19 protein-coding genes are annotated in these 25,175 nt (G+C 50.2%); 6 read left to right on the forward strand and 13 right to left on the reverse strand.

The window, feature by feature from the left end; translation table 11 throughout:
- Positions 1-251 precede the first annotated feature (251 nt).
- A complete protein-coding gene (locus BZJ18_RS06960; protein WP_077455871.1) occupies positions 252-935 on the forward strand; it encodes a DUF2982 domain-containing protein in 684 nt (227 codons plus the stop codon).
- A gap of 32 nt (positions 936-967) precedes the next feature.
- Here the strand turns inward: BZJ18_RS06960 and BZJ18_RS06965 are convergent, their stop codons facing one another.
- A complete protein-coding gene (locus tag BZJ18_RS06965) occupies positions 968-1,612 on the reverse strand; it encodes an MBL fold metallo-hydrolase (RefSeq protein WP_069587035.1) in 645 nt (214 codons plus the stop codon).
- Between the two features lie 313 nt (positions 1,613-1,925).
- Between BZJ18_RS06965 and BZJ18_RS06970 the strand changes: the two genes are divergently transcribed.
- Positions 1,926-3,659: a GNAT family N-acyltransferase gene (locus BZJ18_RS06970; protein ID WP_077455872.1), complete on the forward strand. Its 1,734-nt coding sequence runs from the start codon at positions 1,926-1,928 to the stop codon at positions 3,657-3,659.
- A gap of 90 nt (positions 3,660-3,749) precedes the next feature.
- Here BZJ18_RS06970 and BZJ18_RS06975 read toward each other — a convergent pair whose 3' ends face one another.
- The 5 genes from BZJ18_RS06975 to BZJ18_RS06995 all read right to left on the reverse strand — a co-directional run bounded on the left by BZJ18_RS06975 (position 3,750) and on the right by BZJ18_RS06995 (position 10,523).
- Positions 3,750-5,522 (reverse strand): L,D-transpeptidase family protein, encoded by a 1,773-nt coding sequence (locus tag BZJ18_RS06975; protein ID WP_241824927.1) that lies wholly within the window; start codon positions 5,520-5,522, stop codon positions 3,750-3,752.
- A 151-nt stretch (positions 5,523-5,673) separates the two neighbouring features.
- A complete protein-coding gene (locus tag BZJ18_RS06980; RefSeq protein WP_077455873.1) occupies positions 5,674-6,771 on the reverse strand; it encodes a DUF1513 domain-containing protein in 1,098 nt (365 codons plus the stop codon).
- The gene (locus BZJ18_RS06985) at positions 6,761-7,774 is read right to left on the reverse strand and encodes an imelysin family protein (protein ID WP_077455874.1); all 1,014 of its coding nucleotides are present in this window, start codon (positions 7,772-7,774) and stop codon (positions 6,761-6,763) included. Before BZJ18_RS06985 ends, BZJ18_RS06980 begins: the two co-directional genes overlap by 11 nt.
- Before the next feature lie 36 nt (positions 7,775-7,810).
- On the reverse strand, positions 7,811-9,208 hold the full coding sequence (locus tag BZJ18_RS06990) for a di-heme oxidoreductase family protein (RefSeq protein WP_077455875.1): 1,398 nt from the start codon (positions 9,206-9,208) through the stop codon (positions 7,811-7,813).
- Between the two features lie 58 nt (positions 9,209-9,266).
- Positions 9,267-10,523, reverse strand: coding sequence for an imelysin family protein (locus BZJ18_RS06995; protein ID WP_069587047.1), 1,257 nt, complete (start codon positions 10,521-10,523; stop codon positions 9,267-9,269).
- Between the two features lie 416 nt (positions 10,524-10,939).
- Here BZJ18_RS06995 and BZJ18_RS07000 point away from each other — a divergent pair, with 416 nt between their 5' ends.
- Positions 10,940-11,437 (forward strand): MarR family winged helix-turn-helix transcriptional regulator, encoded by a 498-nt coding sequence (locus tag BZJ18_RS07000; RefSeq protein WP_069587048.1) that lies wholly within the window; start codon positions 10,940-10,942, stop codon positions 11,435-11,437.
- Positions 11,438-11,632: 195 nt separating this feature from the next.
- On the opposite strand, the gene BZJ18_RS07005 is transcribed toward BZJ18_RS07000, so the two are convergent.
- Positions 11,633-12,544, reverse strand: a complete 912-nt coding sequence (locus BZJ18_RS07005; RefSeq protein WP_077455876.1) for an aldo/keto reductase — start codon at positions 12,542-12,544, stop codon at positions 11,633-11,635.
- Between the two features lie 214 nt (positions 12,545-12,758).
- Here BZJ18_RS07005 and BZJ18_RS07010 point away from each other — a divergent pair, with 214 nt between their 5' ends.
- The gene (locus tag BZJ18_RS07010; RefSeq protein WP_241824928.1) at positions 12,759-13,256 is read left to right on the forward strand and encodes a GNAT family N-acetyltransferase; all 498 of its coding nucleotides are present in this window, start codon (positions 12,759-12,761) and stop codon (positions 13,254-13,256) included.
- A gap of 317 nt (positions 13,257-13,573) precedes the next feature.
- Entirely contained in the window at positions 13,574-15,886 is a 2,313-nt protein-coding gene (locus tag BZJ18_RS07015; protein WP_077455878.1) for a methyl-accepting chemotaxis protein, read from the forward strand.
- 60 nt (positions 15,887-15,946) lie between these two features.
- On the opposite strand, the gene mukB is transcribed toward BZJ18_RS07015, so the two are convergent.
- Genes mukB through cmoM form a run of 4 tightly spaced genes read right to left on the reverse strand, consistent with a single transcriptional unit; the run spans position 15,947 to position 23,284 of the window.
- Complete coding sequence (gene mukB / locus BZJ18_RS07020) at positions 15,947-20,398, reverse strand: chromosome partition protein MukB (protein WP_077455879.1); 4,452 nt, start codon at positions 20,396-20,398, stop codon at positions 15,947-15,949.
- A complete protein-coding gene (gene mukE, locus BZJ18_RS07025) occupies positions 20,395-21,126 on the reverse strand; it encodes a chromosome partition protein MukE (RefSeq protein WP_069587314.1) in 732 nt (243 codons plus the stop codon). Before mukE ends, mukB begins: the two co-directional genes overlap by 4 nt.
- Entirely contained in the window at positions 21,107-22,471 is a 1,365-nt protein-coding gene (gene mukF / locus BZJ18_RS07030) for a chromosome partition protein MukF (protein ID WP_077455880.1), read from the reverse strand. Before mukF ends, mukE begins: the two co-directional genes overlap by 20 nt.
- A gap of 33 nt (positions 22,472-22,504) precedes the next feature.
- Positions 22,505-23,284, reverse strand: coding sequence for a tRNA uridine 5-oxyacetic acid(34) methyltransferase CmoM (gene cmoM, locus BZJ18_RS07035; RefSeq protein WP_069587321.1), 780 nt, complete (start codon positions 23,282-23,284; stop codon positions 22,505-22,507).
- A 116-nt stretch (positions 23,285-23,400) separates the two neighbouring features.
- On the opposite strand from cmoM, the gene elyC reads away from it, so the two are divergent.
- Positions 23,401-24,174, forward strand: a complete 774-nt coding sequence (gene elyC / locus BZJ18_RS07040) for an envelope biogenesis factor ElyC (protein ID WP_077455881.1) — start codon at positions 23,401-23,403, stop codon at positions 24,172-24,174.
- Between the two features lie 61 nt (positions 24,175-24,235).
- Here the strand turns inward: elyC and kdsB are convergent, their stop codons facing one another.
- Positions 24,236-24,991, reverse strand: a complete 756-nt coding sequence (gene kdsB, locus BZJ18_RS07045; RefSeq protein ID WP_077455882.1) for a 3-deoxy-manno-octulosonate cytidylyltransferase — start codon at positions 24,989-24,991, stop codon at positions 24,236-24,238.
- A complete protein-coding gene (locus BZJ18_RS07050; RefSeq protein WP_069587307.1) occupies positions 24,988-25,170 on the reverse strand; it encodes a Trm112 family protein in 183 nt (60 codons plus the stop codon). Before BZJ18_RS07050 ends, kdsB begins: the two co-directional genes overlap by 4 nt.
- Positions 25,171-25,175 lie beyond the last annotated feature (5 nt).

Consider the following 25,175-nt stretch of genomic DNA (forward strand, 5'->3'; position numbering starts at 1 on the left):
CGTTTTATACCAAATTTTGACGCTCTTTTGTAGGTAAGTGTGCCCGAGTACGCGTAAAGATCGTGATATTCCGCGACAAATGTTTACCAATCCAGTGTTTTTTAGGCAAACTAATCAGACACTTTCCTCGTATACTGGTTAAAAGAAGAGACGTTTTCGACTCGAGACAGAGTGTCGCCCGTTGGCACATCCACCCGCAAAGTGGAGCGCCGACATCGCTGATTTTTTACCCACAGGTTGCACGTAGGATCATGGACGCGCTAAAAACGGTTAAAATCTATCCTCCGCAATTTGAAGCCGCTCGGTGGAGTATGCTCGCAGCCATGGCGGTTGCATTCGGGTTAGTTTGTTTTTTTCTGATCCAACCCACCTTGTCATTCGGCCAAGGCGTACTGGGACTAATCGCTATCATCGCCATTTTTTTCACCATCAATAAATTGCTACAACACGTACAACTCTCCTTTTCCCTCTCTTTTATGCACCTACAGCATCATAGCTTTCGCGGGGGGTGGGCACTAAAGTGGAAAAATATCGCAGCTATCGGTATTCCACAGGTTTATCGGCAAGAGGGGATCAGTGAGCCTCTCCCCTGGGTGGGGATTAAAATCAAGCACTATGACGCTCTCCTCGAGGGGATCAGCCTGCGCATGGTCACGCATATTATTATGACTCAGCGCGCCCTGTTGATTACCGCCTATCGCCGCGCCCCCAGTAAACCCAGTAAACCGCTTGAAGATATGATGTTTGACGATACGCCGTATCGCGGCGAAAACGGTATCCTATACAAAGGGTTGATGGCGATGCTCGCCAATCGCATGCGCTATACACGCGAGCTTCTTGGCTATGACATTTTTGTCAGTGAAGATTTATTGGATAGGCCGTTGGAGGACTTTGTAGGCGTGACGCGACGCTATCTCGCCGCCGCCCAAGAGTGACAGCGACGAGCGCAGCTACCTATCGAACGGCGCTAAAACGCCCCGGTCAGGAAGGGGTTGGTTTGTCGCTCATGCCCTAACGTGGACGTCGGGCCATGACCCGGAATGAAAGTCACATCGTCCCCCACCGGCAATAAGGTGTTTTTGATGGCATTGATCAAGGTTGCGTGATCCCCTTTCGGAAAATCAGTGCGGCCAATCCCGCCATTGAATAGCACATCGCCAACCCACGCTGTACGGCCTTGCTCGTCCACAAAAACGATATGGCCTGGCGTGTGGCCCGGAGTAAACAATACCGATAATTGTCCTTCTCCAACCGTCACCGTATCGCCTTGTTCCAGCCATTGATCCGGCTCAAACGGCTCGGCGTGCGCAAAGCCAAACATCTGCGCCTGTGCAGGCAAGGCTTGCAGCCAAAATGCATCTTCTTTATGCGGCCCAATCACTGGAATATCTAACGCTTTGGCAAGCTCAACCGTTCCGCCCACATGATCAAGGTGGCCATGAGTGAGCAAAATTTTCGTTACTGTAACGTCAAGTGCATGAATCATTTGGCGCACTTTCGCAATATCACCACCCGGATCGACAACGGCAGCTTGCTTGGTTTTATCACACCAAATGATGGAGCAATTTTGTTGAAATGCCGTAACTGGCACAATCTCGTAATGCAACGCCATGAGAGATCCCTTTTATTCGCGAGGCCGTGTCACACACAACCGTCTCTGTCTACGCTAATGAATATGGGCCTCACTATGCCATGCTGTCATGAGTTTGCAACTGTGCTGCCAAGCCGTTGTCACCTTTCCTACCTAGCATTGATGCCTATACGGTGATGGTGACCCCCACCAACCATAGATAGCGGCTATTTTGTGATCTTTACCGCGTTATGTGCGATGAGTTCGCACTAAAGACGGTGAGGATGTAAGCAAATGTCGTTTTTAACGTCTAACCAAACAGTGCATGAGCACGGTTCTGGACGCAAGGTTGACTATGTTTGATGTTGATAAGGTATTAGCTTCGAATTACCCCAAACTGGAGCAACGCGCATGGCTTAAACGCCCCATGATTAAAACGTTGCGACGACTGTTACACGAGCAGGAGTTCCACGATTTCGCCCACCGTTACCCTCACCTACAAGGGTTTGAGTTTGTCGAGCAGGTACTGGATTACTTTAATTTCAGCTACCGCGTCAGTGATCGTGAAAAAGAGCGCATTCCTGAATCGGGGCGCGTAGTCATTATCGCCAACCATCCGATTGGATCGCTAGACGGCTTGGCATTGCTAAAAATGGTGCGTTCGGTACGTCCTGATGTAAAAGTGATCGCGAACGAGCTTCTTATGCAAATTACTCCTTTGCATTCGTGTCTGCTCCCTGTCAACAACATGGGCGGTCGTACCCCAAAAGAAAACCTCCAAAACATCAATCAATGGCTCGATAACGACGGCGCGCTAATTATTTTCCCAGCCGGTGAAGTGTCGCGCGTCGCCCCGTCTGGCATTAAAGATGGACCATGGCAACAAGGCTTTTTACGGATGGCGACCAAAGCTAAGGCCCCAATCCTTCCTATTCATGTTGACGGACGAAACTCTGCCACCTTTTATGGCGCGTCCATGGTGTACAAACCCTTGTCGACCTTACTCTTGGTAGAGGAAATGTTCCGCCAAGAGAATAAAACCATCGCCTTTACCATTGGTGAAATGATCCCACACCATAGCTACAGTCCCAGTGCCAATCTCCCGGTGAGAACACGGGTAAAGCTATTTCACAAACACCTCTACCGATTGGGAAAAGGTAAGCCCGGTTTATTCCCCACCGAAGCTGCAATTGCCGCTCCTGAACCGCGGTTAGATCTCAAGCGTGCGCTAGAAACCAGTGAAAAGCTGGGAGAGACCCCCGATGGTAAGTTGATCTTTCTCATCGACTATCAAGCCGACTCACCCATCATGCGAGAAATTGGGCGTTTACGCGAAGTCGCCTTTCGCGCTGTCGGAGAAGGGACAGGAGCTCGACGCGATCTCGATAAATTCGATCAGCATTATTGGCACCTTGTGCTCTGGGATCCGGTCGAGCTGGATATTGTCGGTGCATATCGGCTGTGTGATACCCAAAAAACCGTGGCAGCTCAAGGAATAGAGGGGATCTACAGCGCCAGCTTGTTTGACTTTGAGCAAGGTATGCAGCCTTTTCTTGCTCAAGGATTGGAACTCGGCCGCAGTTTTGTGCAGCCCAAGTATTGGGGCAAGCGCAGTCTCGACTATCTATGGCTTGGTATTGGTGCCCTGTTAGCCCAGCGTCCTCAGTATCGATATTTATTTGGCCCTGTGACTATCAGCAACGCCATGCCACAAGCGGCTAAAGAGTTGCTGATCTTTTTCTACCGTACCTATTTTGCCGGAGACAGTGATTACGCACGCTCTAAACGCCCCTACCGTTTGGCGGCCGCGAAAGAGAGTGAATTACTTGCCCATTTTAGTGGCGATGATTATCAGCGGGATCTCAAACAGCTCAAAATGCTGTTGGATCACCTTGGCGTCGGGATCCCGACTTTGTACAAGCAGTACAGTGAGTTATGCGAGCCTGGCGGCGTACAGTTTTTAGATTTCGGCGTCGATCCTGACTTTGCCGACTGTATTGATGGTTTGGTCCTCGTTGATTTAACCAAGCTTAAAGCTAAACGCTATCAGCGCTRTATCGCCCCTCATTTGGCCCATCAAACCGAATAGACCTCAGCGTTATGCAGCGGCGCGACACTCTCGTGCCGCTGACCCTCGTCGTCTATGCAGAGACCGCCCGCTTCTGGATGCTTATTAGGACTACTGAGTATGTTCGTTTTGTTGTAGCGGTCGCTGCTGGGTCAAATAACTCGGCTCCCGCGTCGTGACATCCCGATTAGGTTTGGTGTCATAGGCGTAAACATCATCTCGAAATGCAACGCGCCCGTCTTCCGTCACCCACGCCGTTTGATATATGGTTTGTACGGCGAGTGGGCGACGNTGACCGACTATCAAACCTATCTGGATGCGACGCAAACCAAGTGGATCAGTTTGCGTCGCATCCAGATAGGTTTGATAGTCGGTCAAACGTTGCCCTGACAAATCGAGCAGCACATTGGCCAGCTCCTCGGCATATTCCACCCGAATGCAGCCGGAGCTAAACGCGCGGCGTGATTTACTAAACAAGCTACGTGCCGGCGTATCGTGCAGATAAATCGCATTGCGATTAGGGGTATTAAATTTAAATCGTCCCAAGGCATTTAGCTTGCCCGGCGCTTGCTGCAAGCGGTAAGGAAAACCATCAACCCGCACTTGCTGCCAGTCAATCGTGGTTGGATCGATACTTTGATCGCTGTGCCAATCAGGCAGAATTCGATAATGGTTTTGGCTCAGGTAAGACTCATCGCGCGCTAACTTTGGCAAAATGTCCCGTCGCACAATACTTTGCGGCACATTCCAGCTGGGATTAAGCACCACCGAATCAAGCCGAGACGAAAACAATGGTGTACGGCGCGATGTACGTCCGACCACAACTTTACTTTCAAACACACTTTGATCGTCAAACCATAAGGTCATCCGGTAATCGGGAATATTGACCACAATACGATTCGGCTGATTATCCGGCCATAGGCGAAGCCGCTCAGCGTTGAGCGCGAGCAATCGAATACGGTCTTGCGCATCGCGGTTTAACCATCGTGCCGTCGATGGACCAATGATGCCATCCACCGTCAGTCCATGTTGCCCTTGGAATTCGCGCACGGCCGCCAACAAGTCACCGCCATAACGAACGCTGTGCCCATCAATCGCTTGTAGCCGTTGATCTTCCCCCCAAAACCCTTGTCTCCGCAGATTTTCTACCAAATTCAACGCAAAGGTTGTCGCTACCGCCTCATTGGGTCTGACTAATCCGTTTAATGCCACCGTTGGCCAAAGTTGGTTCGCATCTTGTTGTAGCCGGATAATTTCGGTCACTAACGCGCGATATTGCTGATTAGCTGGGCGACGATGGTATAAAAAGGCGTAAAGCGTATGGTCTAACCCGGCCTGAAATACCTGTTCCCGCATGGGCAAAGCAGGCGCCGGAAGTGGCGCGCGATGTTGAGCGCCAAGAAACCATTGTTTTCCTTTCTGGGGAATAGCGGCCTGATAGCTGAGCAGTGCATAGAGGGTATCGGTCGCAAACACATCGTATGCCAAATCTTGGCCTTGCTCGCGAAGCTGGCGTAATTGCCATGCTCGCCATTCAAACTCGGGGCTGATCCCAGCGAGCGAAATCACGTTCACCTGTGTTTCAAGTTCATAGCGCGCATCGTCTCGCTCCCACAGCAAAACGAATCCGTGTTCCAGATAGTCGCGGGTGAGTAGATCAGGATAGGCGAGCACAGTGGCATCCGGCGCGGCCGCTTGCAGCCAATCTCGGGCATGCTGATAGGCGCGTTTATGATGCTCATCGGCCGACAAAGACTGTCCGGCTGATTCGGTCAAAAACCGCACACTGCTACTGCTGTTAGGCGATGCCGCATGGACAGGCGATAACATTAAGCTGAATACAATCAGAAGGTTAGCCAAATAGGCGTCCGGCCTTATTTTCATACACCCCTCCTACTCCATGCTTTAATTATGGCAAAATTTCGCCTGACAGAAGCAAAATGATAGTCTGATTTTGATCGCTTTGCGGCAGGAATATGGCACAAAAAACGGCAGCAAAACGATGCTGCCGATATTTGATTTTACCCGAGAAAGATTACACCAGTGTTATCCAGTGGTTATCCCAACGCACCGGTGTCATATGATAATCCGGCGTATGTGCGGTATTCAGCGTGACCATTTTTCCTCCTCCAGAGCTGAGGTTGATCACATCGCCATCGCGACTCGCCCCAGATGCATCGACCAATGGGTGAAGACCGATCATCTCGCCACTGTCGAGTGACCAGATCCCATAACAATTTCCTCGCGGAGAGGTCGCCACAATCCAACCATTTAAGGTCGCAATACTGGCAACGTAATTGTTAAATCGCGCCCACTGCTCTGGTTCTGCAGTGAGCTGTCGCATGGGCTCGCCGCGGCGATGGATCGCTACCAGCGGAGCATTATCATCACCGTGATACTGTTGGCCGGTGGCCACATAACCATCATGAGACACCATAAGGTGCCGAATGCTGAGCTTTTTATTTGCCAACTCGGCACGCTCAACGACTTCACCACTGGCAATGTCGAGGTAGACTAACGCAGGCTGCATCTCGTTGATGTTCAATACGGTGCGGCCATCCGTGTGCATGCCGCCAACCCCTACCACCAGCGTTTGCGCATCGTACAGGGCTACTTCATGAGGGCCGATACCAAAACCACTGATCTCACGCACCTTGCTCACTTGACCGTCGGATGACAAGCGATACACACCAATCACACCCTCGCTGGTTTGGCGTTTTCCTTCTGTGGTATACAACCATTGGCCATCGTCCGAGATAGCACCGTGTCCATAGAAATAACGATCCGGCTCGGCATCAACTTGTGACAAGGTAACTCCACGTTGATAATCAAAAACCTGCATGAAATCACCGGGACGACGCGCAAACGCCACGGCCAAACTGCCTATGTGACGACGCTGGGCTGCGACACCATGACCACGATCTGGTAACGGCAGACGAAATAGCGGCTGGCCGGTATCATCAGCGCCCACCACCGCGTAAGAGCCATCCGTGCTCAAGGCACAGCCCAGCAAGGTGCAGGCCTTTTGCGATTCTTTTTCGCTACAGCCTGCCACTAAGCTCACGACGGAAGGAAGCGCCGCGCCCATTAAGGCCGCTTTAAGCAAACGACGACGTTTAAGACTAGTCTCCATCAGTGGCATTAAACCCTACAACGATACCCAAATTTTGCGCGACCTGCCCATTTAGGACTAACTTGAGGTATTCCAAGTTATTGTACACCGTGAGCATATCGCGATACCCGTCAACGCTATTAAGGCGCTCAAACAGTGGCACCCCGTCCGTCGGCACACTGTCATAGGCAAGCTGCCAATGCTCGCTAACCCGATCCGCGACCTTTTCATAACCACGCTCGCGCAGTGCCTGCTCAATGCCACCATCAGCATGATACATCGCCTGCATCGCTTGAATACTCTCGCCTAATAGCGCTAACGAATGGCGAGAACGCCATGCTTCGCCTTGGTACGGGTTGGGAAAACCCGGCTTACCCAATGGGTTTGAAAGCTTCTTCATCACGTAATCTAACTGGTGGTTCAATGCACCAAGTTTTTCCGCCATCGCCATCGATGGGGGCATGCCCTGCCACGGATTTTGCTGCCAAGCCTCATTCAGGGCACTGGCAGTTTGCGATAATCGGCCACTCACCGCTTTCGCGAGCTGACATTGTTTGGCATCACGCATATCCGCTTGGGCGTCATAAAGCAGCCATTCCATGGCACCAACACCTTGGACCGCGACGCTTTGCTCGGCCAAATCATTCGCTTGCCATGTTTTATCCGCAGCAAGCAACGCATTGATTTTGCGTCCGGTGGTGTTTTTCTTATCCGGATAGAATTGGATGCGCCAACTTTGTGCGAGCGCTTGCTCCGATCCCTTTTCTACCCCTTGTAGCGGCATCCACGCCGCCATAGTGGTTTGCCATGCCGCACGAGCCTCTGCCAAAGTTGCGCGATCATCACATACCGCCGCTGTGGTTGAGGCAAGTTGCGCTGCCGTTTGTTTGAAATGCTCACTGCGTTGTTTTTGCAGCTGCCACAAGCCATGATTAGGCCCTGTCTCAGTTTGGGATAAACACCCCGTTAGCCATAGCGTGGCGCTCACAGAGAGCACCGCCACAGCATTGAGTCGAAAACGCATGCGATATGACTCCAATAATCGTGTTAGTTAATACCGTTATAATGAGCGTAAGAAAGCAACCAAGGCATCACGCTCTGTTTTAGACATGCCTAGTACCGCCTGTTTGGCTGTCGCGGCTTCACCATCATGCCATAAAATCGCTTCCATCAGGGTACGCGCGCGTCCATCGTGAAGGTATGTTGCTTCTGGGCTAACTTCTTTGGTGTAGCCAATTCCCCAAAGCGGGGCAGTACGCCACTCTCGGCCGTTGGCAATAAACTCGCCGCGGTGGTCAGCAAGCCCCTCTCCCATGTCATGCAACAGCAAATCCGTATACGGATGAATGGTCTGCTCGCTCAATGCCGGTAAGTCAGGCCGCTTTTGGGTGGTAAAAGTCGGGACATGACATGCATGGCAGCCCGCTTCAGCGAACAGCGCCTGTCCTTGTTTTACACTAGGATCTTCCATATTACGGCGCGCTGGCACGGCAAGATGGCGGGCATAAAAGGTAACAAACGAGAGAATATTGTCACTTACCTCCGGCGTTCCTCCATTTGGCATATCCTCACAAACGGATTGCGAAGGCATGCAATTGTGATGCGGGAACATGGAGGTCGTGAGGCCGACATCACCGTTAAAGGCCGCTGCATTTTGTTGCTTAACAGTTGGCAAACCGGCTTTCCAGCCAAAGCGACCCAGTGCGGTACGCCCTTGTTCGACGTCCCAGACTTGGTTTGCCCGTCCCGAAATCCCATCGCCATTATCATCACTGGGGTCGGCCAGCGCGTAGATATCCTCAGCAGCAATCGACTCAAGCAGTCCCAGTCCAATCATGGGCGGCGCAATGCGTGCAGACATCTGCACATTCTCAGCCATAGGCCCGTAGTTTAAATCGGTGATCGCAATGTTAGGTTTTCGCAGTGTCACCGATTCACCGTCTTCGAATGTGACCGTTACTGGCTGGTAAGAGAGTGTCACTTTTCCTTCTGGTTTGGCGCCCGGCAGCGCGAAGTCTTGTAACTGGCCACCGTAATTTGGCTCGGGAATATTGCCGTACTGGATCAGCTTTTGTTTTTCCTCGTCACTCAACGCCGGTACGCTTAGCCGTACTAACATCGAAACCGCGTTAATATCCCCCGCCTGGGGCGGATGACCACGACCATCTTTAATGTGGCAGTTTTGGCAACCATTGGTATTGAATAAAGGTCCCAGTCCATCTCGCGCATCCGTAGATGCTGGCGAACTTACCCAAGGGTTACGAAAAAAACTGTTGCCGACGCTAAAATCGATGCGCTCACTCATCGGAAGGTTAGCGGCTGGCTGTGAAAAGGCATTCTGTCCTTCTTTGATAACAGTGGTACTGCCACCCGAGGTGCGTTCAAATGCAAGGCTGGAAGGAAGGTACAACGCGCTTATACACGCTGCACTGAGATAAGCAATGACATAGGGCTTCATAGTGTATCCTGACAAAGCAAAAAGCCCCGCTGAACGGGGCTTGTCTTTCGCGGCTAAATTAGAATTGGTGATCCGCGGTATCTGGGTTGAGGTTATCAATACCAATCAGTTTGGCAGCACGTTCAATGTGCTTGGTTTGATCAACCAGCGCAAAAATTGATTGATTAACTAACGCATTACCCTCGGTGTTGCCCGCGGCAATCAACTGGTCAAAATGCACGTTGTTTTGCTCAGCCGACACAACCAAGGTTTTGACTTGTTGGTGGGCTTTGTCGAAGCTCGCTTTGATCTCTTTTGCCGCTTGTGGGTCTTTTTCCGCAACCAGATCCAAAATCGAAGGGCCAGTCAGTTCACTACCATCCACACGCTGATAGGAGCCCGTCAGAACATTGTAAATACCTTGCTCGTTGTAAAAGTGCGAGTTGTGTGTGTTGTCTGAGAAGCAATCATGCTCATCTTCAGTTGAGTTCGCTTCCAGTGCCACTTTCATACGCTCACCGGCAAGCTCACCCAAAGACAGTGATCCCATACCAAACAGCATTTTACGCAAGCCATTTTCGCTTGAATCTGCCAGCAAAGTCGCACGATAGTTATCTTTGTTTCCTTCCGCCCATTGGTCGCGCATCCACGCTAAATCATCGACCAACAGATCGGCCGCCGCTTTCAGATAGTCACGACGACGGTCGCAGTTTCCGTGCGTACACGCTTCACCGTAGGCAAAGTCGGTGTAAGGACGCTCACCGGCGCCTGCTTGGGTGCCATGTAAGTCTTGCCCCCACAGCAAAAACTCAATCGCGTGATATCCAGACGCCACATTTGCTTCTGACCCACCCACTTCATTCAAACTTGCCAGCAAGTCAGGTGTGATCTCAGCAACGTCGAGCTTAGTGGCACCAATTTGAATGGACTGGTTAGCAATAATATTGGCCGTCGCGCCCGCATTACCTAATTCCGCTTGATATCCATCAGCAACATAATCAATCAGGCCTTCATCGAGTGGCCAAGCATTGAGTTGCCCTTCCCAATCGTCGACAATAGCGTTACCAAAACGGAAAACTTCCGATTGTTGGTAAGGTACACGCGCATCGAGCCATGCTTTTTTTGCTGCTTGAAGAGTTTGTTCAGAAGGTTTAGCAACAAACGCATCGATGGCCTGCTCTAACGCGATAGCTGTTGTGTGTGAATCAGCAAATACCGCATGAGCAACGTCAGCGTAATGCTCAACAACATCCTGCTGGGTCGCTGCCTGTGCACCTAAAGGTGCCGCAAAAAGGGAAAGCGCGATAAGATTACGCTTAAAAGGGGTCAGTTCCATAATGCCTTTATCCTTCGCTAGTGAGATTCAAATGGTTATGAGAACCATTCTCTTTTATTGGCAAGCGATTTTAAGCAATGTGTAACTGAATGCAACAATCAATTTGCGTTATTTCTCTTTATGTGATCGACCCATTATGCTTAGTGTTGAATACAACGGGTTGCAACACTGATCGGACCTGTTTGGCAGGAAAGTTTGTGACAAAGTAGTGCTTTTTGCACTGTGTCACTGAAAGAGCTAAAAATAACAATAAATTAGATTTAATTTGAACTCTAACGATTATAATATACTGAAAGACGGCGAGTTATTTCGCAGAGAAAAAAACCGTAAATCATCGTTTTTTCTCTAAATATCTTTGCACTACATCTGCTTGTATTGTAAGTTTCGCTCGCTGTTTTACTGGTGGAGGTTAATGAATGGAAAAACACGAAGAAGTCCTGGTCGCGCTGCGGCAAATAATCCGAGCGATTGACCTGCACTCACGCAAACTCAACAAAGTCTCTGGCATTACGGGTCCTCAGCTGGTTTTAATGCGTGCTATCAAAGAATTAGGTCAAGTGACCATTCGAAAACTGTCCACGCACACCAACATGAGCCAAGCCACTGCAACCACGATCCTTGATCGCTTAGAAAAGCGCGGATTGATTGTGCGGGTGCGCAGTGAGCTGGATAAGCGTAAAGTCCACGCGCATTTAACCGAGCAAGGTGAAGCGGCACTCGAGCAAGCGCCGAAACCTTTGCAAGAAAGCTTTATTTCTCGCTTCCAAAACTTGGAAGAGTGGGAACAGTCATTATTGCTCTCGTCAGTCCAGCGTGTGTCATCGATGATGAACGCTGACGATATTGACGCCGCCCCACTTCTTGAGGTGTCTGCGCTCACATCACACAACGCGCAACTTCAAGCTAAAAAATAGTCGCGACCCGGCAGGTAACAGGACGTCTCCACCGGGCAACCTGCCAGTTATGGCGTCACGAAAGCAAAGGATCATCGCTCTCGTCGCCATTCATACTTCCCCACACTATCGCTGATTTCACCCATTACGGTAATAAAAAAAGACGGCACCATGGCCGCCCTATTTGCTACTCTATTCGGCTATTCGCCGCTGCGTCTAAGGCACATTATGTCCTTTTGAGGCGACCCAAATGCGGTACCATTGTTCACGACTTAAGGTTAATGAGCGCGCATTGATCGCTGACTTAACGCGTTCAATATTCCCTGAACCAATAATAGGGAGCGGTGCTGACGGCAAACGCATCACCCACGCGTAAATAACTTGGTCGATGGTTGCTCCCAGCTCATCAGCAATGGCTTGTAAGGTGTCTCTCACGCGCTTAGCCTGAGCACTGTCACCATTAAACAATTCCCCACCCGCGAGGCAAGACCACGCCATCGGCTTAATCCGCAAACGTTGCAATTGATCGAGCGTACCGTCATGAATCACATCAAAACGCAGCGGGTTGATTTCAACTTGGTTGGTCACTAACGACTCATCGAGTCGTGATTGCAGTAAGTCAAATTGCGATGGAGAAAAATTCGACACCCCTAAGTGCTTCACTTTGCCGTGATGACGCAGTGTGGTGAAGGCTTCTGCTACTTCATCAGCGTCCATCAAGGCATCCGGACGATGCAGCAAGAGCACGTCTAAACGTTCAACGCCCAGACGTGATAATGAGTTATCAACAGACTGAATAATGTGACGATAGCTGGTGTCATAGTGGTTAATTTTGCGGGTTGGCGCCGCTTCACTGACCAATTTAATGTCACACTTCGAGACCACTTGAATTTTCTGACGGACACTCGGATCAAGCTTGAGAGCCTGACCAAATAAGGACTCACAGCGATAATCGCCGTAAATGTCCGCGTGATCCGCCGTAGTAATGCCAAGGTCGATATGCGCTTTAAGAAAGCTAAGGCGTTGTTGTGGCGTCATTTGCCAGTCATCAAGGCGCCAATAGCCCTGAACCAAAGGCGAAAAATATGGACCGACGGGCGAAATAGAAGTTGCCGTTAACTCAGACAAAACACGTCCTTAATGTCGAGGAGTGAGAATTTCATGCTAATCCGAACCGGATAAATCTACAATCTTTTCTCGTCTTATTTCCCGACGCAGTCACCTTGGTAGTTGGCAGTGTTCACTCCTCCCCCAAACGATGAGCAAATTATCATCAACACTTGGCAAACGGAAACAAGGTGGGTATCTTATTTCGCGCAAAGAACGCAAAAAGGAAGCGAAAATGCTTATTCGACGCATGGAGTTGCGTGATTGTGACGCGGTCAACACCATTTACAACTATTACATTTCGCAAACCGCGATTACCTTTGATCTGGTGCCTTGGCAAACGATCGAACGTGAACGTTGGTTTGCTCAGTTTGACACGTCATCTCGCTATCAGGCATGGGTCGCGGAGCAAAACAACGAACTTGTCGGTTTTGCATACAACACCGCCTTTAATCCCAAACAAGCCTATCTTATTTCCTCAGAAATCACGATTTATGTCGCTCACGATGCAGGTGGCCAAGGCATTGGTTCGCAACTGATGCAAACGCTACTCAATGGCATGCGTCAACAAGGCCTGCGCCGCACCTACTCTCTGATCACTTTGCCTAACCCTGCCTCATTGGCACTACATCGCCGCTATGGCTTTCAACAAGTCGGTCAGCTCAGTGATGTGGGTGAAAAGTTTGGAAAACTGCACAGTGTCGCCATGCTGGAATGTGATCTCACCCGTTAAGTGATTTTCTTCATCGGATAATTCTCTCCCACCTTGTCGCAGCAAGGTATCTTTTTACGCCGGGATAACGACGTCTCAGGTGTAACGCGCTCAACGTTTAGCAAACACCATTGATCACTTCACGGCGGAACCGGCCCACTAATCACGCCCTATGAACAAAAAGTGACAGAATACGTCACTTTTTGTCTGCGCATCGCATGAATATGTATCCTTAACTGTACATATCATTAATTTCACGCAAACACAGCATTTATTTCTGTGCACATTGACACTTTAGTATCTACCTTTTTCTCAAAGCAGTACGTGGAGTGTTAAGAATGAAAGTCAGTAAAAAAATAACCCTCGCCATTGTGGCAGCCTCATTAAGTTGTGTCATTATTGTTGCTGCCATTCTTGCGACAAGAACCATTTCACTGTCTTCTCAGTCACTCACTGCAAAAGTGAGTGACCAGCTCACCGCGATAAAAGAAGCCAAAAAATCGGAGATAGGAAACTATTTCCAACTGATTGGTAATCAAATAAAAACTCTGGCTAATTCAACAATGACCGAAGATGCATTGGCACAGTTTTCTTATGCATTTCAAAGCATTAATGATGAAATCTCTACATCGCCTCAAAAAGAAGCCGCACTAAAGCGATATTATACAGAACAGTTTTCTAATCAATATCAAAACATTAATGATGAGAGAACCAGTGCATTAGATAAATACAATCAATTAACTGAAACCGCAAAACGTCTTCAGCAAAGTTATATTAGTGAAAACACGCACCCACTGGGGAGTAAAGATGCATTAGCAAACGCAAATGATGGGTCAGTCTACAGCGAAATTCATGCCGTATTTCATCCTAACTTTCAGCACTATTTAAAAACCTTTGGTTATTACGATATATTTCTGATTGATAATCAAGGCAATATTGTTTACAGCGTGTATAAAGAGCTTGATTACGCCACTAATTTACTCAATGGTCCCTACGCATCGAGTGGTATCGCACAAGCGTATAAAAAAGTGCGCCAAGCGCCAAAAGGCGAGCTGGGATTTGTCGACTTTGCCGCCTACTACCCGTCTTACGACAGCCCTGCCTCATTTATTGCCAGCCCTGTGTATAAAAATAATAAACAAATCGGTGCCTTAATTTTCCAGATGCCGATTGAGCGCATCAGCCAAATTATTAGCAACAATGATAAATGGGCTGAATCAGGCATGGGGAGAACAGGCGAGCTATTTCTCGTGGGTCCTGACAAGCGTCTGCGTTCTGAGCCACGTCTGCTAACTGATGACAAAGATGCCTATCTTAGCCGGCTGCAAGCGATGGGCATAAATGAAGCAACAATCCACAAAATTGACTACCAGAATAGTGCGGCTGGTAAGCAACCCATCGACAGTGAAGCCGCATCCAAAGCATTAACGGGTCAGCAAGGGCTCATGACCCAGATGGGCTATCGCGGCAATGAGGTTATTGCCATCTATTCACCGCTCGAGGTGTATGGCATCACTTGGGCCGTCRTGAGCCAGCAAGATACGTCCGAAGCCTTGAGTGCTACCGCGCAGATTAGCGATGATATCCTCTATTCGACATTATTGACCGCACTGGGCTTGGCCGTGGTTGCATCGATCGCCGCGTTCTATCTCGGCCGCAGTATCGGCGCCCCCATTCTTGCCCTTGCCGATAAAATTCAACACATTGCAGCCAATAAGGATTTAACCATTCAGCTTGAGCTCAACGGTAAAAACGAGCTTTCACAGCTTAGCAATAGCCTCAATGGTATGTTTGCTAGCTTCAGAGACGTTATCCAGCAGACCCATAATGCGTCTTCATTACTGCTGCAATCCTCAAAGGATATCAGCACCGATATCGTCGATATGCGTGGTCAAATTGATGAGCAGGCACGCAACTCAAGCCAAGTCGCGACAGCTGCTACACAAATGGCGGCCTCGATTAGCGAAGTCTCTGAACATGCCAGTAATGCCTCTGAAGCCTCAGATAACATCACTCAATCTGCACAAGAAGGAAGCCAAATTGGTGATAACCTTGTCGCGAGGATGCAGCAACTTCAAAACGATATGTCCAATGCCACGCAGTCTATGGAGCAGCTGTCGCAAGAAAGTGAGTCCATTGGCTCGGTGCTTGATGTCATCCAAGAGATTGCAGAGCAAACCAACTTGCTGGCACTGAATGCGGCGATTGAAGCCGCGCGTGCCGGCGAGCAAGGACGTGGATTTGCGGTGGTCGCGGATGAAGTGCGCTCACTGGCAACACGCACGCAAGACTCGACGGAAGAAATCCGTAAAAAAGTCGAAGCACTTCAACTCGAAACACGCAAAGCGACGTCGGGCATCGAACAGGCGAACGGTGCTGTGCTTGAAAGTGTTGAGAACTGTACAGAAAACAATAATAAGCTCAGTCAAATCACTGAGATGATTGAACGTATCAACGAAATGAACATGCAGATCGCCACCGCCGCCAATCAACAGACTCAAGTGACCGATGAAATCAGTCAAAACGTTAATACCATGGCGCAATCGGCCGATCGCGTCTCAGAGCGAACCCGCAGTACTGAGGAAACAGTGACGCAGTTAAGTGAGCAGGCGACCACCTTGGAAAACACCATCAGCCACTTTAAAACCTAACCTCAACGCCACAAAAAAGGGCCAGCATCCTGCTGGCCCTGTTGTTTTTCAGTCTCGCCTCTAGCCGAGGACGGGTTCTTGCGCTAGCTCCCGGCGCTTTTCTTCACCGAAACCGCGTAATCCAACCACATGCACATGCTCTCGATCGTTGAAGATCTTACGCACTAGCTTGTACGTCGTGCCTTGCTCAGGACTGATGTTTTCCGGTGCCGCAATCAGTAGCTGCATATCAAGGCGGTGACATAGCTCAAACAGCGTCGAAATGGATTTAGCATCTAGGCGCGCTGCCTCGTCCAAGAACAGCAGACGACATGGGATCACATCTTTACCGCGCAAACGGCGTGATTCTTCTTCCCAGCTTTGCACCACCATCAGCAAGATAGCTTGACCCGTACCGATTGCTTCACCGGTCGATAACGCACCCGACTCGGCCTGCAACCAGCCATCCGTACCACGGTTAACCTCAATGCCTAATTCTAGGTAATTGCGATAATCAAGGAGCTCTTCTCCCAACACCTGTGGCGAACGTTGGCCCAACTCAATATGCGGGTTGAGGCGCTGGAACAGCTTCGCCATCGCTTCCGAGAAGGTGAGGTTGTGATTGCCAAACAAGTCTTGATGTTGCTCAGCATTCTCAGCCAAGCCCGCTAAGAGTTGTGCATGCGTCTCGCGAATCGACACATTCAAACGCACCCCTTTTACCTGACCAAAGCCAATATTTTGTAGGCCTTGGTTAAGCATGCGGATACGGTTTTGCTCTCGCTGAATGGTTTTACGAATGATGTTCGCCACCGACTCTGAGCTTATCGCCAAACGTTTTTCCCGTTGCGTCAGCTCTTCGGTCAAGCGCGCGAGCTCAACTTCCATCTCTTCAATTGCTTCGACAGGATCATCGGTGCGAATAATGTCGTGGCGAATACGCTCGCGTAAGTGCTGATAAACCGCGACATAAAAGAGTACCTTGCGTTCAGGACGACCAATGTCTTCCGATGCACGCAATGCGTCACGTAAGGTTTCATTGTCGGCGACCGCCAAACGCAACGCGCCCAATGATTTATCCGATAACGAACGCAATTCATCAGCCGACATATAGGCCATTTCGCGGCGATGCAGCTGTTTTTCCACACCGTTATCACGCGCAATACGCATCACCGTGCACCAGCCCGCTTTCGCATTCACCACAAATGTGCGCAAGTCTTGATATTGCTTCAATGACTTACGCAGGCCTTTAGTCAGCGATTTCACTTCCATATCCAGCGAAGTAATACCGCGTGAAAGCTGACTATGGCGCTGACGCGCTTGGTGTACCTGTTCATGTAAGGTGTCCCGGCGGACACGAGCACGTTCCATCGCATCATCGTCAGCCTGAACGCCCAACTCGGCTAACTCACGTTTAAATTCGGCGACGGTTTCTTGTTTCGCTTGGTGCGAACTTTTCAGTGACGCCAATACCTGATGATATTGATTCGTCTGTTGCTGAATATTTTTTAGTGCCTCGCGCTCACGCTGTCGCACTTGCTCCGCGGTTTTCAGTTTGCTTTTCAGTTGCTCATTCAACTCACTGCTTTGCGTGAGCATATCTGCCGCATCTTGATAGGCAAAGTGCGGACGACGCTCGGCTAAATCGGCGACCGCGAACACTTGCTGCTTAATCTGTTGCAGCTGCGCGTCTGCATCTTGGTATGCCTGCTCAAGCTTATCAAACTGCTCAGGATCAGCATCCAACGTCGAGAGTCGCGCTTCCAACTCGGTGAGGGTGTCACCGTGCTGCTTGATAAAGGCACTAGCCTGCTTTGCCGCTTCAACCCGCTGTTGAATCGCATCGATTTGACTGTCCAGATCGCTCTCAGCCAGCGCGCCAGCGCAATAACGGAGTTTGTCGAGGATCTGCAGCGCGTGCTGAGTCCGTTTGATTGCCTCGTCCGTTTGTTGCTGTTGCGCTTTGGCGTCTGCCAATTGACGCTGAATAGCCGAGCGCTTATCACGGCGCTGCTTGATGGCTAATTCGGGATCCGCCTCAAAAGCAACCGTTAAATGCTCGGCAATAAAGTGGCTAAACGCCTGAGACAAACGCTGTTGTTTTTGCACATCAAAAGATGCTTTGGCGTAGTCTTCGACCAAGGCTTCGCGTTGCTCGCGTAACGCCTCGAGACGGTACTCACGCGCTGCGCGACCAAACAAAGGCGTTTCAGGGAAGCGCGAATAACGCATTTGACGATCATTGAGGTGCACACACACCGCGCCAGAGAGTTCCTCGGCATCAAACACGCTGTCGTCAAACGCATCGGTATCACCTTCAATGACATACAGATCGTCTGGGCAATCGTCTAAGTCAGCCAGCTTTGCTTTCACGCCTTTTAAGTCAGGGACGACTATCGCGTGACGAGCCGGACCATACAGCGCACTGAAATAAGGCGCATCATCAAGAGTGATGTCGTCATAAATCTCAGAGAGCAAAGTACCCCCTAAGGTGTCCGCCAGCGCTTGCAACTGAGCATCATCACTGCCACCTGGCTGGGCAAGATGCTCGATCGCTTGCTCGACCTTGGTTTTTTGCGCCGCTAATTGATCGCGCGCTTGGGTACGTTCACGCACCTGCTCATGCGTCTCATGCATCGCCGCCATCACCGCTTGGCGATCGTGCAATGCTTGACCACTCTGCTCAATGAGCTTGGTCAGTGCGTCGTTGGCGGCTATCCATGCAGGTGCTTGTCCCTCTAACACACGAATTTCGTTTGCCAGTGCATCATCTTGGCGTTGATGCTCGCGAACCTGCTCGGCCTGTTGCTCGCGGGCTAACTGCAACTCATCACGCGTCGCTTGCTGCAATGCTACCGCCTGGTCGACCGCATCCGCGTTGGTCAGTGTTTCGTGAGTTACATCCTGATATTGACTCACCAGTGATTGTGCTTGCTCACGGTGCTGCTGACGTTGCAACAGCTCGCGCTGCTCATACTGTAGTTGATTCAGGCTATCGGCTAAATAACGACGCTCGCGGCCTTGTTCCACCCAATATTTCGCTTGCGTTCCGGCTTTCTCGCGCAGCGCATCCGACTCAATGCGACGTAATAACGTAAACGCATGATCAAATTGGCTCGCCGTCGCAGAAGCAAGGTCACGTTTGTGCTTCAAGGACAGCACGGTATCGGTTTGCTGCGCTTCTTCGGCTTTAAGTGTCTGCAACCGAGCACTGGCATCATCAGCCAGTAGCTCTTCATCGCCGGTCAGCGCACGGGCTTTTTCCAGCGCATTCACCGCTTGCTGGTATTGCAAAGAACGCGTCTGTTGCGTGTTCAATGCCTGTTGATAATCGGCCAATTGGCTTTTTAGGCTATCAACTTCTTCTTCGCTTTGCGCCGCTCGCAGTTCGGCCTCAGCTAATTGCTCAGCCGCCTCTTCCACCACCATGATTTGTTCTTCAAGGCGCTCACTCAACTCAAGTAAGTCTTCTTCATAGCGTTGGATTTTTTCTTGCTGACGTAACGCAGATTGCACTAACTGCAAATGATCGGATGCCGCTTGGTGGTCTTGTTCCAAGTGATCTTGGCCCGCTTCCAGCTCATCCAGCTCTTCTTGCATCGCGTGTGCTTGCGCTTGCTTTTGCTGCAATTCCGCTTGTGCACTGCCCAACTCGGCACGCAACGACAAAGCTTGTTCTAATTTGCTGCGTCGTTCGTTGGCATGGCGCATGTAGTCTGAGGCGACATAATGCGTCGCTTCGGTGATCAAGTGCTTGAACAAATCCCGATCACGCTGGGTCAGTTTGATCGCTTCCAGCGTCATCCGGTTCTCTTTTAAAGCGACTTCCATATCTTGGAACGCTTTTTTCACGCCGCCGTTTTGCGGCAACAAATAATCGCGTAACGATTTGGTGATGGCACTTGAGATCCCGCCGTACAAGGACGCTTCAATCAAACGATAGTATTTGCCGCGATCTTGCTGAGTGCGCAGCTTTTTCGGCAGTACGCCAAACTCAAACATCTGGGCGTGATAGTCGGTGACCGAGTTAAACGCCTTGAAATGCGCGGTCTCATAGCCTCCGGCTGCCTCTTTCACTTCATTTAATTGACGAACACGAGCCTGCCCATTAGCCAGTGTTTCTACCAATACCTCAGTCGGGGTCACGTGTGAGGGCAACCCTTGAATGACGAAAGGTTTAATATCGACTTTTTTGTCTCGCCCTGCGACTTGCTGCAAACGTACCGCAAATAACACTCGTTGCTGACGGGAATTCACCACATCCAGCGCGGCATAACACGACCCCGGCTGCAACTTACCGTGTAGCCCTTTGTCTCGTGAGGCACTCGAGCTGCCCGCTTCCGTGGTATTTCGGAAGTGAAGCAAGGTTTGGTCGGGAATCAAAGACGTGATAAACGCCGCCATCGTGGTTGATTTACCGGCACCGTTACCACCAGAAAGCGTGGTCACCAAGGTATCGATATCAAAGGTTCGAGCAAAAAAGCCGTTCCAGTTCACCATGGTGAGTGATTGATATTTACCGCGTTGGCTCATGCTGTCTGTTCCTCAGTTGGTTGGGATTGGGTAGACGAATCCTCTTCATGCAGATCGTCGTCCAAAAAGCTGGATTGGATATGCTCTTGGGTATGCACTACCGCTTCACCATCGCGGATCAGGCGCAATTGTGCATCCTGCATGTCTTCTCCAGTGCGCACATCGGCGCCAAAACGGAACGTAGCTTCGCTGACACGGAACTTGTGCCCTTCACCAATTGGAATGATCATGCCTAATCGGCGCAGACGGCGCAGTGAGGTTTTGACTTTGTCGAACAGTTTGTCACGATCTAAGTCAGAGCCGCTGGCGCGATGTGTAACCAGCTTCATCAGCTTTTTCTCATCGGCAAGCGCCATCAGTTCGTCAAAGAGCTCTTGGGTGGTGAAAATCCCTTCTTGCGCCAGTCGCTCTGGGCTGAGATAAAGAAAACACAAGACTTTGCCCACCAGCATATCTAGCTCAGACAGAACACTGCGGCGTATCAGACTGGTTGAGCGAGGGCGCAGGTAAAAGAACCCTTCTGGGGCACGCACTAATTCTGCGTTGTACCGCTGGTAGAAAAGATTCAGCTCTTGCTCAAACTCAACCAACAACGCATGGTTATCCAAATCTTCACTGGCAATATGGCGGCCAGCACGCAAAGCGCTATCCAACGCCGGAAACAGTGGATTAGCGATCGCTTTTGCTAACCCTTCAGGCATTGGCATTTCAGTATTTATCGATGACATTCGCTTGTACCTTGGCTCCAAAGTCATTAATGGCCTGCCAGTCAGGCTGGATCGCGTTAAAGTCGGACTGGGAATAGCCCATCCGAACCGCTTGGTTGATCACCAAACGCGCGAGATCAAAGTGGCGGGCTTGCGGGTGCTCGGCCAGATAAGATTTCAGGACGTCGCCCAAGTTGATGGCTTGGCCGGTTTGACGGTGACGCTGCAGCATCTCAGAGACTTGACGTGATAGCGCATCATCCACCACCGTCAGCTCTTCAAATTCAACCTCTGCAGGCATTTCTCCCGTTACTTCATCGTCACGTAGCACTAAGGCTTCATCACGGGTGTCGCGGAGTCGCTCTGCATCGGCATAGGTCAAAAACCAAGGCGCATCGAAAAAGTCACTCACCGATTGACGTAACCGCTGGCTGAATGCGCGGTTTTTATCCATGTCGATGGCGGTACGAATAAACTTGTGCACATGACGGTCGTAGCCGATCCACAAGTCAATTGCTTGCTGCCCCCAGTTGATGATCCGGTCGAGTTTCATTTGCAGGCTGTAAACCATCGCATCCACGAAGTCGAGATCATCACGCGAGCGCACCACTTCTTGAATCTCGAGCAATTGGCTTTGTAAGTTATCTCCCGCGGCTTGCAAGGTGTCTTGCAACTCGCGCAGCGTGCTCGAGGTTTCATTGAGCAAGTATTCACAATTGGCGATCGCAGCCTGCCAATCTTGCGTCAGCAGCGCAGCAATATCATCTTTCACTTGCTGTTGCTGCTCGTCCATCACGCGCTGATTGAGGTCGATGCGATCAAAAATTTCGGCTACCGAGTATTTCAACACGCCATACACGTTGTGGCGCCAAAACTTCGCATCGCCGTCTTGCATCGCTGCACTGCGGGCTTTTTCAATTTCATCCGCCACCATCGATAATTGCACCGACAACTTCAATGCTGAATACTCGCGGTGGCGCGCATAATAATCTGCAATGCCCATCGCCAACGGCGTTAAGCGATAAATGCTATCGCCCTCGGTCATTTCACTCGTAAACCGGCTCAGCAAACGGGCTTGTACCATTTCATTGATGGCGTTGTTGGCGCGAAAGGCAAGGTTTCCCGCAGAGCTATCACCCGACGCGGCAAACTGTTCGCTTACGATGCGGAAGGCATCAATCAATTCACCTTCGCTTAGTTCATCTTCGAAACGTTCTTGGCTCATTACCGTAATGGCCAATAAAAACGCCAATCGCTCCGGCGGCAAGTTAAGTGAAAAGCCACCTTGCTTCACCCAGTTGACCAATTCGGGCACTGTCTGAGCGTCGTCTGCCCGCGTCAGGGTTGATTGGGCCTGATCACTCATCCGTTGTCCTTGTTGTTTTCATCATTTCTCATCTTATTCTGCCTTCTGTGCCCAGACGTGAATGTAACGTCCTAGCGACACAAAGGGTTCTTCGCGGCATAGCTGCTGTTCTAGCGCCACTACTTGTTCAAACGTAAAGTCACCGGTACGCGTATCTCGCATGTAATCATGAAACGTGCGCACTCCGGTTTTGCCCTTAATCTCGCATCCTGCTTGCGTGATCCATTGATACACGTCGTTAGGCATTAAGCCTTTCGTCGGCTGCAGTTTGAAGCGTTTTCGGTGCGGCATCCCCGCCTGAACATGGCTTAAATTGCCGCACACTAAATTCTTAAAGAGTAAGCCGGTCTGGTTATAAAACATCACCGATGCGAAACCGCCGGGCTTTAGCAACGTCAATAACGTCTTTAGCACCTGTTCTGGATGCTCTAGCCACTCCATCACCGCATGAAACAAAATCACATCCGGTGCAGTGGTCAAATGTTCGCCGATCGCTTGCACGGGGGCGTGAACCAGCTGATACTGCGAGAGTAAGCCTTGTTGTTCAATCTCCTGTCGCGCTAAGTCGAGCATTTGCGAAGAGAGATCACACAAAGTGACCCTGTGACCAAGCGCCGCCAATGGCTGCGATAATGGCCCAACGCCGCCACCTGCATCTAGAATATGCAGAGGACGACTGTCATCGTCAAAATGGCGCAAAATCTGTTCAATGTCTTGCCAAACTACTGCTTGGCGGATTTCGCCTTTGCCCGATCCATAAATGTTTTTAACAAATTTGTGGGCAATGTCGTCGAAATTTCTGTCCTCAGTCACAATGGCATTCGTTATCATTGAATAGTAAGAAGGGCATATTTTGTCACAAGCCTTACGTTAATAAAGGTTTATGGCACTATTTGTGCCTCGTTTGACTATATTTCGGGCGACATTGCATGTTTGAATTAAAAAAACTGATCTCAACCTTGATAATGCCCTTGCCCGCGCTGTTGTTGTTGGGTCTTTTCGGGCTATGCCTGCTTTGGTTCTCTCAGCGTAAAAAGCTGGCATCATTTGTTATCTTAGGGGCATTTTTAGGTATCTTTCTCGCGTCTTTCCAACCCGTCGCCTCTGGACTGCTTCGGCCGCTGGAACGTCAATATCCCGCCTTTCTCCCCACGGATAAACCCGTGGATTTCGTCATGGTGTTAGGCAATAGTCATGTAGTTGATGACGCATTGCCACCCACCTCCGAGCTCTCACGTACCGCGCTGATGCGCTTGGCTGAAGGTATACGCATCCATCGGATGTATCCAACCTCCAAACTGATTTTATCTGGTTATGATCACGGATATGAAGTGAGCCACGCCAGAATGTTGGCGAGAGTGGCCATGGCTCTGGGCGTTAATAAGAACAGTATTCTGTTACTTGAAACCGCCAAAGATACATGGGAAGAAGCCTATCAAGCGGCATCTGTCGTAGGCAGTAGTAACCTCGTGTTAGTCACCTCTGCCTCTCACATGGATCGTGCCTTGTATGAATTTCGAAGCGCCGGGCTTGACCCTATCCCTGCCCCAACCAATTTTATGGCGCAAAAAGAAATCAAACAGCCGTGGATTAAGTACAGTCCTCGCGCACAATACTTGGAACAATTTGAGCGTTATTGGCATGAACGGTTAGGCCAAGCATGGCAAAGGCTGCGCGATCTAATCGCCCAGCCGAGCGCATAAAAGGTAACAAAAAGCCGCGATAGCTATCGCGGCTTTTTTATTGGGGCTCAAACGCACACGGTTACGACGCTAAGTGCGCGCGTACCGCCTCTAAATCCGCTTGGGTATCCACACCGTGTGGCGGTGTTTCACTGGCCACATCAACATGAATTTTCTCACCATGCCAGAGTACGCGTAACTGCTCCAGTGACTCGATTTTTTCCAAAGGACTCGGTGTCCAATGGATGTACTGGCTGATAAATCCAGCGCGATAACCATAAATACCAATATGGCGCAGTAATGACTCAGGAACCTGCGGCGAGTCCTCACCAAAATGCTCCCGATCCCAAGGGATGGTGGCGCGACTAAAATACAGCGCAAAGCCTTGATGATCGGTGACAACTTTGACCACATTAGGGTTGAAGACCTGCTCCGGTTGGTCAATCGCAACCGCAAGAGTCGCCATCGGCGCTTGTTGGTATGTGTTCAGGTTGTCCGCAACTTGCCGGATCACCGCCGATGGGATCAAAGGCTCATCACCTTGGACGTTGACGATAATGGCATCATCCGCAAACCCATAGGTTGTCACAACTTCAGCTAATCGTTCAGTCCCAGATTGGTGATCATCTCGGGTCAAGCAGACTTCACCACCGAAAGCCTCGACGGCAGAAACAATCCGTGCATCATCCGTCGCAACGATGACTTGTTTGGCACCAGCGGCTTGAGCGCGCTCGTAAACGTGTTGGATCATAGGCTTTCCGCCGATATCAGCGAGTGGTTTTCCCGGTAATCGGCTTGAGCCATAGCGCGCGGGGATCACCACATAAAAGTCTGTCATCCCTGAACCTCTTCCAATGACATATCACGTGCTTCAGATTCGAGCAGCACCGGGATCCCATCTTCAATCGGATACGCAACACGGTCGAACTTACACACGAGTTCATTATTTTCTTTATTGAAGTAGAGCTTACCCTGACAAGAAGGACAAGCCACAATCTCAAGCAGACGGTGATCCATAAGTT

This window comes from Salinivibrio sp. IB872, from assembly GCF_001995345.1.
Lineage (GTDB): Bacteria > Pseudomonadota > Gammaproteobacteria > Enterobacterales > Vibrionaceae > Salinivibrio > Salinivibrio proteolyticus.